The 12,650-nt window shown below is 70.1% G+C and carries 12 protein-coding genes; 4 read left to right on the top strand and 8 right to left on the bottom strand.

The genetic code is table 11. The features are described from left to right. Position 1: 1 nt before the first annotated feature. Positions 2-1,141 carry an acyl-CoA dehydrogenase family protein gene (locus ACRWNM_RS00635; RefSeq protein WP_431962328.1) on the bottom strand — a complete coding sequence of 380 codons (1,140 nt, stop codon included), beginning with the start codon at positions 1,139-1,141 and terminating at the stop codon, positions 2-4. A gap of 101 nt (positions 1,142-1,242) precedes the next feature. On the opposite strand from ACRWNM_RS00635, the gene ACRWNM_RS00630 reads away from it, so the two are divergent. Both ACRWNM_RS00630 and ACRWNM_RS00625 read left to right on the top strand, forming a co-directional pair. Next, the gene (locus ACRWNM_RS00630; RefSeq protein ID WP_431962326.1) at positions 1,243-1,851 is read left to right on the top strand and encodes a TetR/AcrR family transcriptional regulator; all 609 of its coding nucleotides are present in this window, start codon (positions 1,243-1,245) and stop codon (positions 1,849-1,851) included. 132 nt (positions 1,852-1,983) lie between these two features. Beyond that, positions 1,984-3,681: a GMC oxidoreductase gene (locus ACRWNM_RS00625; protein WP_431962324.1), complete on the top strand. Its 1,698-nt coding sequence runs from the start codon at positions 1,984-1,986 to the stop codon at positions 3,679-3,681. A 31-nt stretch (positions 3,682-3,712) separates the two neighbouring features. Here the strand turns inward: ACRWNM_RS00625 and ACRWNM_RS00620 are convergent, their stop codons facing one another. The 3 genes from ACRWNM_RS00620 to ACRWNM_RS00610 all read right to left on the bottom strand — a co-directional run bounded on the left by ACRWNM_RS00620 (position 3,713) and on the right by ACRWNM_RS00610 (position 6,881). Continuing rightward, the gene (locus ACRWNM_RS00620) at positions 3,713-5,398 is read right to left on the bottom strand and encodes an FAD-binding dehydrogenase (protein ID WP_431962322.1); all 1,686 of its coding nucleotides are present in this window, start codon (positions 5,396-5,398) and stop codon (positions 3,713-3,715) included. A 2-nt stretch (positions 5,399-5,400) separates the two neighbouring features. Next, a complete protein-coding gene (locus tag ACRWNM_RS00615) occupies positions 5,401-6,039 on the bottom strand; it encodes a TetR/AcrR family transcriptional regulator (protein WP_431962320.1) in 639 nt (212 codons plus the stop codon). A 149-nt stretch (positions 6,040-6,188) separates the two neighbouring features. Next, positions 6,189-6,881: a hypothetical protein gene (locus tag ACRWNM_RS00610; protein ID WP_431962318.1), complete on the bottom strand. Its 693-nt coding sequence runs from the start codon at positions 6,879-6,881 to the stop codon at positions 6,189-6,191. Between the two features lie 324 nt (positions 6,882-7,205). Here ACRWNM_RS00610 and ACRWNM_RS00605 point away from each other — a divergent pair, with 324 nt between their 5' ends. Further along, positions 7,206-7,844 carry a TetR/AcrR family transcriptional regulator gene (locus ACRWNM_RS00605; RefSeq protein WP_431962316.1) on the top strand — a complete coding sequence of 213 codons (639 nt, stop codon included), beginning with the start codon at positions 7,206-7,208 and terminating at the stop codon, positions 7,842-7,844. Between the two features lie 31 nt (positions 7,845-7,875). On the opposite strand, the gene ACRWNM_RS00600 is transcribed toward ACRWNM_RS00605, so the two are convergent. Further along, positions 7,876-8,715, bottom strand: coding sequence for a DUF72 domain-containing protein (locus tag ACRWNM_RS00600; protein ID WP_431962314.1), 840 nt, complete (start codon positions 8,713-8,715; stop codon positions 7,876-7,878). A gap of 10 nt (positions 8,716-8,725) precedes the next feature. Next, entirely contained in the window at positions 8,726-10,042 is a 1,317-nt protein-coding gene (locus ACRWNM_RS00595; RefSeq protein WP_431962312.1) for a hypothetical protein, read from the bottom strand. 124 nt (positions 10,043-10,166) lie between these two features. Here ACRWNM_RS00595 and ACRWNM_RS00590 point away from each other — a divergent pair, with 124 nt between their 5' ends. Then, positions 10,167-11,186, top strand: coding sequence for a 1-aminocyclopropane-1-carboxylate deaminase/D-cysteine desulfhydrase (locus ACRWNM_RS00590; RefSeq protein ID WP_431962310.1), 1,020 nt, complete (start codon positions 10,167-10,169; stop codon positions 11,184-11,186). 13 nt (positions 11,187-11,199) lie between these two features. On the opposite strand, the gene ACRWNM_RS00585 is transcribed toward ACRWNM_RS00590, so the two are convergent. Continuing rightward, entirely contained in the window at positions 11,200-11,706 is a 507-nt protein-coding gene (locus ACRWNM_RS00585; protein WP_431962308.1) for an Rv3235 family protein, read from the bottom strand. Between the two features lie 76 nt (positions 11,707-11,782). Then, positions 11,783-12,400, bottom strand: coding sequence for a TetR/AcrR family transcriptional regulator (locus ACRWNM_RS00580; protein ID WP_431962306.1), 618 nt, complete (start codon positions 12,398-12,400; stop codon positions 11,783-11,785). Positions 12,401-12,650: the final 250 nt, after the last annotated feature.

The following is a 12,650-nucleotide window of genomic DNA, read 5'->3' as shown; positions in this document are numbered from 1 at the left end:
ATCAGCGGGCCAGGTCTCTGGCGATGACCAAACGCTGAATCTGGTTGGTGCCCTCGAAGATCTGGGTGATCTTGGCCTCGCGCATGTAGCGCTCGACCGGGAAATCCTGGGTGTAGCCGTAGCCGCCGAAGACCTGCACCGCGTCGGTGGTGACCTTCATGGCGGCGTCGGTGGCGACCAGTTTCGCGACGCTGGCCTGCCGCGAATAGGGTAGGCCCGCGTCGCGGCGGCGGGCGGCGTCCAGATAGGTCGCGCGGGCGGAGTCCACGGCGGCGGCCATGTCGGCCAGGACGAAGCCGAGGCCCTGGTGGTCGATGATGCGGTGGCCGAACGCCTCGCGTTCCTTGGCATAGGCCACCGCGTCGTCCAGGGCGCGCTGAGCGAGGCCGGTCGCCACGGCGGCGATGCCGAGCCGTCCGGAATCCAAGGCGCTGAACGCGATCGAGAGGCCCTGCCCCTCGTCGCCGATCAGCCGCTCGGCGGGCAGGAAGGCGCCGTCGTAGGCGGCGGTGGTGGTGGGCACCGCGCGCAGACCCATCTTCTCCTCGGGCTTGCCGAAGCTCAGCCCCTGGGTGCCCGCGGGAACCAGGAAGCAGGAGACGCCGCGAGAGCCCTCGCCGGTGCGGGCGAACAGGGTGTAGTAGTCCGCCCTGCCGCCGTTGGTGATCCACGCTTTCGAGCCGTCGACGCGGTATCCGCCCTCGACGGCGGTGGCCTTGCAGCGCAGCGCCGCCGCGTCGGATCCTGCGTGCGCCTCGGAGAGGCTGTAGGCGCCGATCACGTTGCCGGACAACATCTCGGGCAGCCAGCGCTGCCGCTGTTCCGGCGTGCCGAAGACGAACAGCGGGTGACACGAGAGGCTGTGCACGCTGACCGCGACGGCCACCGCCGCCCACCGGGCCGCCAGCTCCTCCAGCACCTGCAGGTACACCTCGTAGGGCTGCGCGCCGCCGCCGAACTCCTCCGGGTAGGGCAGGCTCAGCAGCCCGGCCGCGCCCAGCGCGCGGAACGCCTCCTCGGGGTACTGCTGCCGCTTCTCGAACTCCGCCGCGTGCGGCTCCAGCACCTTGTCGGCGATCTCCCTGGTGAGCTCGATCAGATCGCGGGCTTCCTCGGTGGGCAGCAGTCGGTCGACAGGCATCTCATCATCTCCGCGGCGTGTGGTCGGCTTGCCAACACATTATGGCCAACATCCAATTGCATGCAAGGCAGCATGTACTTTTTGCCGGTTATACTGCTCGAATGGTTTCCGAGCTGCCGCCGAACAAGCACCAGGAGAAGAGTCTGCGGACCCGCGCGCAGCTGCTGGACGCGGCGATCGACAGCCTCGCCGAGGTGGGCTACGGCGGCGCCTCCATCGCCGACATCACCGCCCGCGCCGGCGTCACCCGCGGCGCCCAGCTGCACCACTTCCACACCCGCCAAGAGCTGTTCGCGCAGACCATCGGGCATCTCACCGAGCGCCAGCGCCAGGCGCTGCACCGCCGCCTGCGCACCGTGCCCGCGGAGACGGCGGCCGGCGCCGTGCTCGTCGAGCTGGTGACCGCCACCTTCGCGGGCAAACTCGGCCGCGCCTGCGTCGAGCTCTACGTCGGGATCGCCAACGACCGCGAGCTGCGCCGCGAAATGCTGCGCGTCCAACACGATCTCACCGTCGAACTGCTCGACCGCTGCGCCGCCCTTGTCGGCCCCGACATTTCCCGCGATCGCCTCGACTCCGCCTTCTGGCTCACCATCAACCTCGTCCGCGGCGCCACCCTGGACGAAATGGTCGGCCGCGACCGCGCTCGTCGTAAACAGGTGCTCGCCGACTGGACCGACCTCGTCGAACTGGCCCTGCGCCGGACCTAGGCCCGATCGGGCGGGCGCACACCCGATGGCCGGAAATGTCGATTTCTTGGCCGCAGGTCTGTCCTGTCACCGGGCCGCTCGCTCCTAGCGTTGGTGCACGAACGTGAGCGGCAACGAGGAAGGCGCGGGTCCATGACATTCGACTACGACGTGGTGGTCGTCGGTTCGGGGTTCGGCGGCAGCGTCACCGCGCTGCGCCTGACCGAGAAGGGTTACCGGGTCGGCGTGCTGGAGGCGGGCCGGCGCTTCACCGACGAAGAGTTCGCCGAAACCTCGTGGCGCATCAGGAAATATCTCTGGGCGCCACGATTCGGCTGCTTCGGCATCCAGCGCCTGGCGCTGCTGAAGGACACCTTCGTGATGGCGGGCGCGGGCGTGGGCGGCGGCTCGCTGGTCTATGCGAACACCCTCTACGAGCCGCCGGAGCGGTTCTTCACCGATCGCCAGTGGGGCCACATCACCGATTGGCGCGCGGAACTGACGCCGCACTACGACCAGGCCAAGCGCATGCTGGGCGTGACGACCAACCCGGCGACGACCCAGTCTGACCGGGTGTTGCGCGAGGTCGCCGCGGATCTCGGCGTCGCCGACTCCTACCGCAGCACGCCGGTCGGCGTCTTCTTCGGCGGTGCGGGCGTCCGGCCGGGACAGGACGTGCCCGACCCGTACTTCGGCGGCGCCGGACCGGACCGGCGGGCCTGCACGCACTGCGGCGAGTGCATGACCGGCTGCCGCCACAACGCGAAGAACACCCTGGTCAAGAACTACCTGTATCTGGCGGAAAAGGCGGGCGCCACGGTGCATCCCCTCACCACGGTGACCGACGTGCGTCCCCGCGAAGGCGGCGGCTTCACGATCACCACGCAGCGCACCGGGCGCACGGTGCGCAGACGACGCCGGGAGTTCACGGCCGAGCAGGTGGTCTTCTCCGCCGCCGCGCTCGGCACCCAGCGCCTGCTGCATCGCTTGCGCGACACCGGCTCGCTGCCCGCGATCTCGGAGATGCTCGGACAACTCTCGCGCACCAACTCCGAGGAACTGCTCGGGGCGCGCAGCCGCCGCGGGGACAGCGATTTCACCAAGGGCGTCGCCATCACCTCGTCGATCCACCCCGACGACGACACCCATGTCGAACCGGTGCGCTATGGCAAAGGCAGCAACGCCCTCTCGCTGATGGCGACCGTGATGGTCAGCGGCGACACCCCGCGCATCGGGCTGTGGGTGCGCGCGCTGTGGCGCAACCGCCGCGACGTGCTGCGCGCGCACACCCCGCGGCACTGGTCGGAGCAGACCATCGGCCTGCTGGTGATGCAGTCGGTGGACAACTCCATCACGACCTACACCAAGCGAAACTGGTTCGGCCGCCGCACGATGACCACGAAACAGGGTGCGGGCCAACCCAACCCGACTTGGGTGCCGTCCGGGCACGAGGTGGCGCGGCGGGTGGCCGACAAGATCGACGGCTTCCCCCTCGGCACCACCTCCGGTGTCCTGAACATCCCGATGACCGGGCACTTCATCGGCGGTTGCGTGATCGGCGACTCGCCGCGAACCGGCGTGGTCGATCCGTACCACCGGCTCTACGGGCACCCCGGGCTGCACGTCGTGGACGGCTCGACGATCTCGGCGAACCTCGGGGTCAATCCGTCGCTGACCATCACCGCGCAGGCCGAGCGCGCGGTCTCGTTGTGGCCCAACAAGGGTGAGGCCGACCCGCGACCCGCGCTCGGCGCACCCTACCGGCGCATGGACCCGATCCCGCCGCGCCGCCCGGTGGTCCCGCCGAGCGCACCGGCGGCGTTGCGGCTCCCGATCGAACCAGTGCGCTGAGCCGCACCGGTGACCGGGTCGCCGCCGGGCGTCAGGCGAGCTTCTTCGCCAACGCCCGGCCAGCGGCGCGACCGGAGAAGATGCAGCCGCCGAGGAAGGTGCCTTCCAGCGCGTTGTAGCCGTGCACGCCGCCGCCGCCGAAGCCCGCGACCTCGCCTGCGGCGTAGAGGCCGGGCAGCGGGGCGCCGTCCGGCCGAATCACCTGGGAGTCGAGGTCGGTCTGCAAGCCGCCGAGCGTCTTGCGGGTCAGGATGTTCAACCGCACCGCGATCAGCGGGCCCGCCTTGGGATCGAGGATGCGGTGCGGCTTGGCGACGCGGCCCGCCTTGTCCCCGAAGTACTTGCGGGCGTTGGTGATCGCCATCAGCTGGGCGTCCTTGCCGTACTTGTTGCCGATCTCGCGATCGCGCGCGACGATCTGACGCTCCAGGTCGTCGTAGTCCAGCTGGGGTCCGCGCGCGATCTTGTTCATGCCGTCGACCAGCTCGCGCAGCGTGTCGGCGACGACGAAATCGACGCCGTGCTGCTTGAACGCCTCCACCGGGCCCGGCGCGCCCTTGGCCACCCGGCTCTTGAGGGTGAGCTTGAGATCCTTGCCCGTGATGTCGGGGTTCTGCTCGGAACCCGACAGCGCGAACTCCTTCTCGATGATCGACTGGGTCAGCACGAACCAGGAGTAGTCGTAACCGGTGGCCAGGATCTCCTTCATCGTGGAGTTGGTGTCGAATCCGGGGAAACACGGTGCGGGCAAACGCTTTCCGTTGGCGTCGAACCACAGCGAGGACGGACCTGGGATGATCCGGATGGCGTGGTCCGGCCAGATCGGATCCCAGTTGTTGATGCCTTCGGTGTAGTGCCACATGCGATCCCGGTTGACGATCGCGCCGCCCGCGGTCTCCGAGATGGCGAGCATGCGACCGTCGACGTGCGCGGGGACGCCGGAGATGAGCGTCTCCGGGCAGGGACCGAGCCGCTCGGTGGGCCAGTTGCGCCGGATCATCTCGTGGTTGTGGCCGATACCGCCGGAGGTGACCACGACGGCCTTCGCGCGGAACTCGAACTCCCCCACCTCCGTTCGCGAGGATGCCTTACCCCGCTCCAGGTCGGTGTCCTCCAGGACCGCGCCGCGCACGCCGACCATCGCGCCGTCCTCGACGATCAACTCGTCCACCCGGTGCCGGAAGCTGAAGCCGGCCAGCCCGCGCTGCTCCCCTTCGAGCACCGGCTCCTGGAAGACCCGCACCACCTCGGGACCGGTGCCCCAGGTGAGGTGGAAGCGCGGCACCGAATTGCCGTGGCCGTCGGCCAGCGCGCCGCCGCGCTCGGCCCAGCCCACCAGCGGCGTCACCCGCAAACCCAAGGCGTGCAGGTAATCCCGCTTCTCGGTGGCCGCGAACCGCACGTACGCCTCGGCCCACTGCCGCGCCCAGTGGTCCTCGTCGTCGCGGTCGAATCCGGCCGACCCCAGCCAGTCCTGCAGCGCCAGTTCGTAGGAGTCCTTGATACCGAGGCGGCGCTGCTCCGGGCTGTCGACGAAGAACAGCCCGCCCAGTGACCAGAAGGCCTGCCCGCCGAGGTTGTTGCGGTTCTCCTGGTCGAGCAGGTGCACCTTGCGGCCCGCCTTGACCAGCTCGTAGGCGGCGACCAGGCCGGCCAGGCCCGCGCCGACCACGATCACATCGGCCTCGCGCGCGAATTCGGGACTGCAATTGGTCATGTTCATCCTTCGATTGGCGTGCTGTAGGCCAGCACGACGTGGCAGAAGAGATCGGTGCGCCGCCGCTGGGCGGTGCGGCTGCGCGGTTCCATCAGCACCTGCACCGCGGTGCCGTCGTGTACGGCCACCATCGCCTGGCCGAGCGCCCCCGGGTCGGGCACGGCGCGCCCGAACCGGGCGAGCGTGCCGACCACGGCGGGCATCAGCGCCGCGACGATCGCGTCCTCGCGGGCGGCCATCACCCGGCGCAGCGCCGGTGTGCGCAGCGCGTGGCTGGTGAACTCCGCCGTGATGCGGTACCACGCATCGTCCAGCGGGACGGCACGCAGCAGGCGGTCCACCACGTCGCGGAGGTCGGCGACGCCATCGACCGAGATGTCGTCGAGAGCAGTGCCGACATCGGCGAGCATCGCCGCCGAGCGTTCCTCCCACATGGCGAGGAACAGCTCGTCGAGCGAGGTGAAGTTCGAGTAGAACGCGCCACGGGTGAAACCAGCGCGCTCGCAGACCCGCTCCACCGTGGCGCGGCCGAACCCGTCCTCGGCGAAGACCTCGTACGCGGCGGTGAGCAGCCGTTTCCTGGTCGCCACCCGTCTTCGAGTGGCCGGACGCGCCGATGTCTCCCCGGGGGACGACGCCATGGTGACTCCTCTCGGCGACGCGCGGTTCGATACCGAATGCGCGGTTCGATACGTCAGCGTATTCGATACAGGAGTGTATTCGATACGAGAATGTATCAGCGCTCGAGCGCGCGAGAACAGGGAACGACGCGGAAAGTCCCGAGGGAGAGTTACCGGTCCGGCGGGGCGATCTTGCTGATCAGGACGTCGTCGCCGCGCGGGGTCACCGTCACGAACTGCCGGTAGGTGCGCACGACGGCGTCCGGGCGGGTCTCGGTGATCACGACGTCGAAGCGGCCGTCCGGCAGCGGCAGCACCAGCACGCAGTGCCGCGCGCCAGGGGGGACCGAGGCGATGCCCGCGTCGATGACGTCGACGCGGGACACGGCGGCGTCGGGCGTGGTGACCGCCCGCGCCTTCGCGCCGGACTTGGTCACGTAGTAGGCGTGCTGGAAGGCCAGGATCGCGTCGGGTCCGCTGGCGAGCGAGCCGGTGCCGTTGCCGCGCACCAGCTGATCGGATCTGGTCGGCTCGCAGCCGGGTCCACCGCCGAGCACCGGGTCGGCGACCGTGGCCGACTGGCGCGGCTCGGTCACCTCCGCCGCGTACACCAGCACCACCGCCACCGCCGCGAGCGACGCGCAGATGGTGGCGCCGCCGAAGAGCCACGGGCGGCGCCGGTTTCGCGGTCGTCCACGCCGCGGCGGCGGCCTGCGGCGCTTCGGCGCTCGTAGCGGCTGCCCGACCTGTTGCGGCGGAATCATGCCTGGCCACAACGGCACCGTCGGCGCGTCCCGCCCGCGGCGCAGCGCACCGCGACGCGCGACAGTGCGGCCGCCGAGATCGAACGCGTTCGACGCCATGACTCCGCCGCACCCTCCGTATCAATGCCATTGCGCAATAACAAGATTGCACAGATGCGCCGAAAATGACGGCCGAATGGCGCAGACGGGCTGAAGACCACACGGCACACGCCGTGTGCCGGTTCCGGTACCCTCGCTGCACCGGTGGGGTTGGCGTCGTCGCAACGGCGTGCCGGTCACGGGCGGTGGTCGCGGACAAGGTGGTTCACGAACTGTCGCCGCCCGGGTGGGAGCTGAGGCGACACGATCGGCGGGGCCGTGTCCGATCTCGATCGTTTCGACAGAGAGGCACACATGCGCCGAGAGCAGGCGACCATGCGTCCGATGACGCTGCCGAGAAGCGGATTCGCCGAGCGGCACCGTGCGACCCGCCAAGCGGTCCTCGCCTCGCAGCGGGGCAGGCTCATCGCTGCGATGGTGGAAAGCGTGCAGGCCAAAGGCTATTCGGCCACGACGCTCTCCGACGTCGTCGGCCGGGCCAGGGTCTCGCGCAGCACCTTCTACGAGCATTTCGCCAACAAGGAGGAGTGTTTCGTCGAGGCCGTGCACACCGGCATCGACATCGTCGCGACGCGTATCGCGGAGGAACTGGCCCAGCTCCCTCCAGATGCCGACGCCCGCATCAAGATCCGCTCGATCGTGAACACCTACTGCGAAATGATCGCCGCCGAACCGGATTTCGCCTTCATCGTGCTGGTGGAATCGTTCAAGGTCGACCAGGCCGCCGTGGCCTACCGCGACCTCGCCGTCGACCGCTTCGCCGAGCTCTACCGGGTCTTCTACAACCAGGCGCGCGCGGCCGATCCCACCCTGCCGGAGCTGGCGGACGAGCTGATCGCGCTCATCCCGGAGGCGATCGGCGAGCGGACCCGCCGCAGGATGGTCTCGGACGGACCGGCGCGAGTGCCCGAATTGGCGCCGCTGTTCGTGGATTTCGCGTCCACGGTGCTCGGTATCCCCTGAAGCGGCGAAGTAGTCGCTGACGCAGCGGAATTCAGAACAGCGTCATCGGCTCGTCCGCCACCGGTTCGGGCAGCGGGTCGAGTTCCGGGAGCCGGGCGCGAACCTCGTCGTGGAAGCGTCTGGCCAAGTCCAAGGCCCCCGCGTTGTCCGGGGTGTGCAGAAATACCGTCGGCGAGCGGCCCTCGCGCAACCAGGCGGTCACCATGTCGAGCCACGGACGCCACCCCGCCACGGTGCGATCGATGTCGTCGCGACCGTGGTATCGCACGATCGGATGTTCGGTGAGCGCGGCGGTGCGCCGGGGCACCCGGGGCTTCTTCGACCGTGCCTCCTGCTCCGCGGGGCCCGCCGCGACGCCGTCGAAAAGCACTGTGGTGTCGAAGGTTATCCACTCCGCGCCGACGCGGCCGAGCACGCGCTCCAGCGCCTGGCCCGCGCGATGGTCCTCGAAGAACGCCGGGTGCCTGACCTCGACGCCGCACCGGTACGCCGGAGCCAGCTCGCGCAGGAAGGCGGCGAGCGCGCCGAGATCGGTCGGGCCGAACGAGCCGGGCAGCTGCACCCAGAGCGTGTGCAGGCGCGGCCCGAGCGGCTCCATCGCCGCGAGGAAGGCACGCAGTTCCCGGTCGGCGCCTGCGAGTCTGCGCTCATGGGTGATCGGCTTGGGCAGCTTCACCACGAAACGGAAGTCGGGCGCGGTCTGCTCGGCCCAGGATTCGACGGTGTGGCGCGCCGGGGTCGCGTAGAACGTGGTGTTGCCCTCGACCGCGGTGCAGCGATCGGCGTACCAGCGCAACCGCTGCGCGGGCCCCAGCTGCCGCTCCTGCCATGCCGCGTGCGTCCACATCGCACATCCCACGTGAAGCCGCATGGCAGCGACGTTAGCGCGCGGCGGGGCGGGCGGCGTCGGCGGACTCCGCCTCGGACTCCTCGGTGCGCAGCCGGTACAGCAGCATCACCACGAGCGTGCAACCACCGGTGATCAAGATCGCCGTCAGGCCGGGCACCGTGGCGAGCAGCCGGTCGGGATTGGCGTAGCCGCGCGGGATGTCCAGCTCACCGCCGAAGATGCGGCCACGGAGCGCGACGACCACGCCGGGCACGAACAGCAGCGAGAGGGCGAGCACCTTGCTCGGGCTCTGGATGGGCTGCGCTGTACCGAAGCAATATCCGGTGATCAGCGCCAGCGCCAGACAGCCGGTGATGGTTGCCGCGGGCGTCAGGCCTTCGGGCCGCGCGGCGGCCGTGGCGAAAGCGCTGAGGATCGCGGTGGCCGCCAGCCCGGCCATCGGCATCGGGCGGTACAAACCGAGCATCATGCCGCCCACCGTGGCCCCGATCAGCAACGGCACCGTCCACCCCGACAGACCGGTCATCAGGATCGCGCCACCGGCCGCCGCGATGGCCGCACTGAGGACGACGATCACTCCGTCGCGGCCGGGCAGCAGCAGCGCCGCGACCAGCACCGTGACCACCGTGATGGCGGCGACGAGCAGCACCTCGAACAGCGTCGAGCCCCGGCGGACCAGCCACTCCGAGCTTCCGAGGGTGATGAGCATGGTCAGCAACACGGCGATGATCGGCCGCAGCGGCAGCTCGACCGCGATCACCGATTCGCGGCGCCGGTGCCGGTGCAGCAGAGTGCATATCAGCACCAGGGCGACGGTCGGCCAGAGCAGCCACAGCGGCGGCGAGTCCGTCACCAAGCCTGCGGGCTCCTCTGGCTCGGCCGGATGACCGATGCCTGGCACGCTCAAATCGCCGATGACGATGCTGGTGAGCGCGCCGAGGGTGGCCGCGCCCGCGTACACCATGTGCCGCTGCGCCGCCGTCATCAAACCGCCGAGCAGCATCCCGCCCGCCAGCGAATCGATGTCGTTGAGCGTGGTCAACGGGGCCAGTGAGGAGAAGCTGCGGCCCAACATGTGATTCGTCAGTAGCACGAACGTGCCGAACAGCGCCACCAGCCACGCCACCACCGCCGAGTCGGCGGTGTAGGTGAAGACCGCGGCCATCACGGCGACGATGAAGCCGATCGCGGTCGCCCTCGGCATGTTGTGCGCCAGCAGCTGCATCTGCACCGTCGCTGTCCCGTGCGCCACCAATGCCAGCGAGATCGGTGTGGTGAGCGCAAGTCCACCCACCACGGCGGCGACGAACGCCGTGATCAGCTCGACCGCACCCGTGCAGTGTCGCACCAGGTCAAAGGTAGTTCAGTCAACGGGCAAACGGTCGATTACCGGCGTATGCGTGTCACTGAGTGGACCGAGCGGCGCGATTCGACCCGCACCGACGGCCACCGCGTCGTAGGCTGAATACGCCATGAAACTGGACAATCGACCAACATCCTCGCTGCTGCACGCGCGCCTTCCCGAGGTCGGGGACAACCTTCCTTTCCACCGGCTCGGCGCCGCGCCGACACCGGTCCGGCCGCTGCCCGGGCTGACGACCGGCGTCGCTCCGGTCTGGCTGAAGGACGAGAGCGACTACGGCGACGGCGGCTGGGGCGGCAACAAGGTGCGCAAGCTGGAATGGCTGCTACCCGAGGCGATTCGCACCGGTCGCCGCACCTTGCTCACAGTGGGCGGCATCGGCACCAACTGGGGTCTGGCCGCCGCGCTGTACGGGCGTGACCTCGGACTGCACACAGTGCTCGCACTCATCGATCAACCGGTCGACGAGCACGTGCGGGCACAGCTGGTCCGGCTTGCGGCCTCCGGCGCGGAAATCCACCGCACGCACACGAAATCGCGGACCGTCCTCACCGCTCCGCTGCTGTACGCCAAGCACTGGCGACCGGGCGCTGCGCCGTACTACCTGCCCGCAGGCGGCTCCGCGCCGCTCGGCGTACTCGGTTACGTCGAGGCGGGATTGGAGATCGCCGCCCAGGTCCGCGCGGGCATCCTGCCCGAACCTTCGCACGTCGTCACCGCGATCGGCTCCGGCGGGACGGCGGCCGGGCTGGTTGTCGGCCTGCGGCTGGCGGGGCTGCGCACCCGCGTGTTCGGCGTCGTCGTCAACGACACGCTGCGCCTCGACGCACCCGCGCTGCTCGGCTTGGCCGACCGCACCATCGCCCTGCTGCGCGAGCGCGGCGCCCGATTCGACGCGCCCGCGATCTCGGCGGACGATCTCGAGCTCACCAAGGACTGGCTCGGCCCCGGCTACGGCCATCCGATCCCCGCGGCCGCCGAAGCCGCCGCGATCGCCCACGACAACGAGGGACTCGACCTCGAGCCGGTGTACACCGCGAAGGCGCTCGCCGCGCTGCTCGCCCGCAATGCCGACGGCGGTTTCGGCGCGGGTCCGGTGCTGTTCCTGAACACCAACGGTCCCCGCTGAGCATCCCGCCGGTTCACCGGACGCGCAGCGCGGTCACCCGCCACCCCGAGGCGCGGCTGTGGACGATGCGCCCGGCCAGCGCGAAGCGCCGCTGCCCGCGGTCGTACCCGGCGAAGACTTCGGCGGTGCGCGCGTCGACCGGCGTCACGGCGACGCGCGCCAAGACGGCGACGCCCAAACCGCGTCCCGGCGCGAGCTCCCCGGCGATCAGGGTGCGCACCGCCGACACCACCGCGCCGTCCGCGACGGACGCCAGCTGGCCGATCGGCCTGCGCTGATCGAGCACCTCCAGGGTCATGCGCAACGCGCGCTCGGCGAACTTTCGTGCCGAGACGACCATTTCGTCCCGGTCCGCCGCGTGCGACTCGCGGACGGCACGCTGCACTCCCGCCCCGGCGACCGCGGGCGTCGCGCCGCGCGGGCGCACCCGGCACGACCGGGGTCGCGGCGGCGCGTGGAAGCCGCGCAGCGGCGGCTCGTTGTGCGGAGCAGGCGACAACGCCTGGTGATCGTCGGACATCCGGCACCCCCTGATCTCGGACAGCTTGTCACTCGCCGATTCTGCTCACCCGAGCCGCGATCGCTTGAGTAGTGGACTACCCGAAATCGGACCGCCCAGGATGGTCCGCGTGCAGCAGCGCCGCGAGGGCGCGCCGAACGGCGGCGGACGCGGCCGCGCGGGAGAGTCCGCGCCGTTCCACCAGGTGATGCCGGAACGGCCAGCCGACGGTGGCGTCGATCGTGTCGAGCAGCTGCTCGTCGGGTTCGCCGGACCGGGTCAGCTCGGCGCGGAAGGCCTGCGCGAGCGCGGCGCGAATACGCCTGTCGGTCAGTCGCATTCGCGCGTCGAGCGCGGGCAGGCTGTGCGATTCCAGCAGGCCGAGCACCCGCGGGTTGCGCTGGAGCGCGAAGATGTCGGCGCTCTGCTCCACGACCAGATCGATGCGGGTATCCAGCGGTAGTTCGGGGTCGATGGTCCGGATCAGGGCCTCGACCTGTTCGGACTGCCGGTCGACGGCGGCGATGCGCAGCTCGTCGATGCCGGGAAAGTGGACGAAGATGCTGCGCTCGGAGGCGCCCGCGCGCTGCGCGATGTCCTTGGCCGTCGGCGCGAAGACGCCCTCTTTCACTGCGGCCAGCAGGGCGTCGATGATCGCGCCCCGGGTCTGCTCCGGATTGCGGCGCCGTCGCGCGCCGGTTGTGCCCTCACCCATGACCGCATCCGATCACAGATCGCCCTTGCGGCGGCGACCGGGCAGGAAGGTGTCGGCGGCAGTCGGCGGCGAGATCACTATTGCAGTATCACTGTAATAGTGCGTATGGTCGACCGAACGCCGACGGACGGCGGCTGTCGGGCACATGCCGACGGGACGAGCGAGGAGCGTGCATGGTCGAGCGGGAGAACGAGGAGACCGCGGCCCGGCGGGTGTCCCGGCGCGGCGTCTTCGGCGTCGGCGCCGCGGC

Origin of the sequence: Nocardia sp. bgisy134, assembly GCF_965341865.1 — a bacterium.
Classification (GTDB): Bacteria; Actinomycetota; Actinomycetes; order Mycobacteriales; family Mycobacteriaceae; genus Nocardia.
The sequence above is the reverse complement of the archived record's forward strand: the minus strand, read 5'-3'. Positions and strand labels throughout refer to the sequence as shown.

Bases quoted from the DNA above. Each gene is read 5' to 3' on its own strand.
- ACRWNM_RS00635 (WP_431962328.1), bottom strand. From the start codon at position 1,141: ATGCCTGTCGACCGACTGCTGCCCACCGAGGAAGCCCGCGATCTGATC.
- ACRWNM_RS00630 (WP_431962326.1), top strand. From the start codon at position 1,243: ATGGTTTCCGAGCTGCCGCCGAACAAGCACCAGGAGAAGAGTCTGCGG.
- ACRWNM_RS00625 (WP_431962324.1), top strand. From the start codon at position 1,984: ATGACATTCGACTACGACGTGGTGGTCGTCGGTTCGGGGTTCGGCGGC.
- ACRWNM_RS00620 (WP_431962322.1), bottom strand. From the start codon at position 5,398: ATGACCAATTGCAGTCCCGAATTCGCGCGCGAGGCCGATGTGATCGTG.
- ACRWNM_RS00615 (WP_431962320.1), bottom strand. From the start codon at position 6,039: ATGGCGTCGTCCCCCGGGGAGACATCGGCGCGTCCGGCCACTCGAAGA.
- ACRWNM_RS00610 (WP_431962318.1), bottom strand. From the start codon at position 6,881: ATGGCGTCGAACGCGTTCGATCTCGGCGGCCGCACTGTCGCGCGTCGC.
- ACRWNM_RS00605 (WP_431962316.1), top strand. From the start codon at position 7,206: ATGACGCTGCCGAGAAGCGGATTCGCCGAGCGGCACCGTGCGACCCGC.
- ACRWNM_RS00600 (WP_431962314.1), bottom strand. From the start codon at position 8,715: ATGCGGCTTCACGTGGGATGTGCGATGTGGACGCACGCGGCATGGCAG.
- ACRWNM_RS00590 (WP_431962310.1), top strand. From the start codon at position 10,167: ATGAAACTGGACAATCGACCAACATCCTCGCTGCTGCACGCGCGCCTT.
- ACRWNM_RS00585 (WP_431962308.1), bottom strand. From the start codon at position 11,706: ATGTCCGACGATCACCAGGCGTTGTCGCCTGCTCCGCACAACGAGCCG.
- ACRWNM_RS00580 (WP_431962306.1), bottom strand. From the start codon at position 12,400: ATGGGTGAGGGCACAACCGGCGCGCGACGGCGCCGCAATCCGGAGCAG.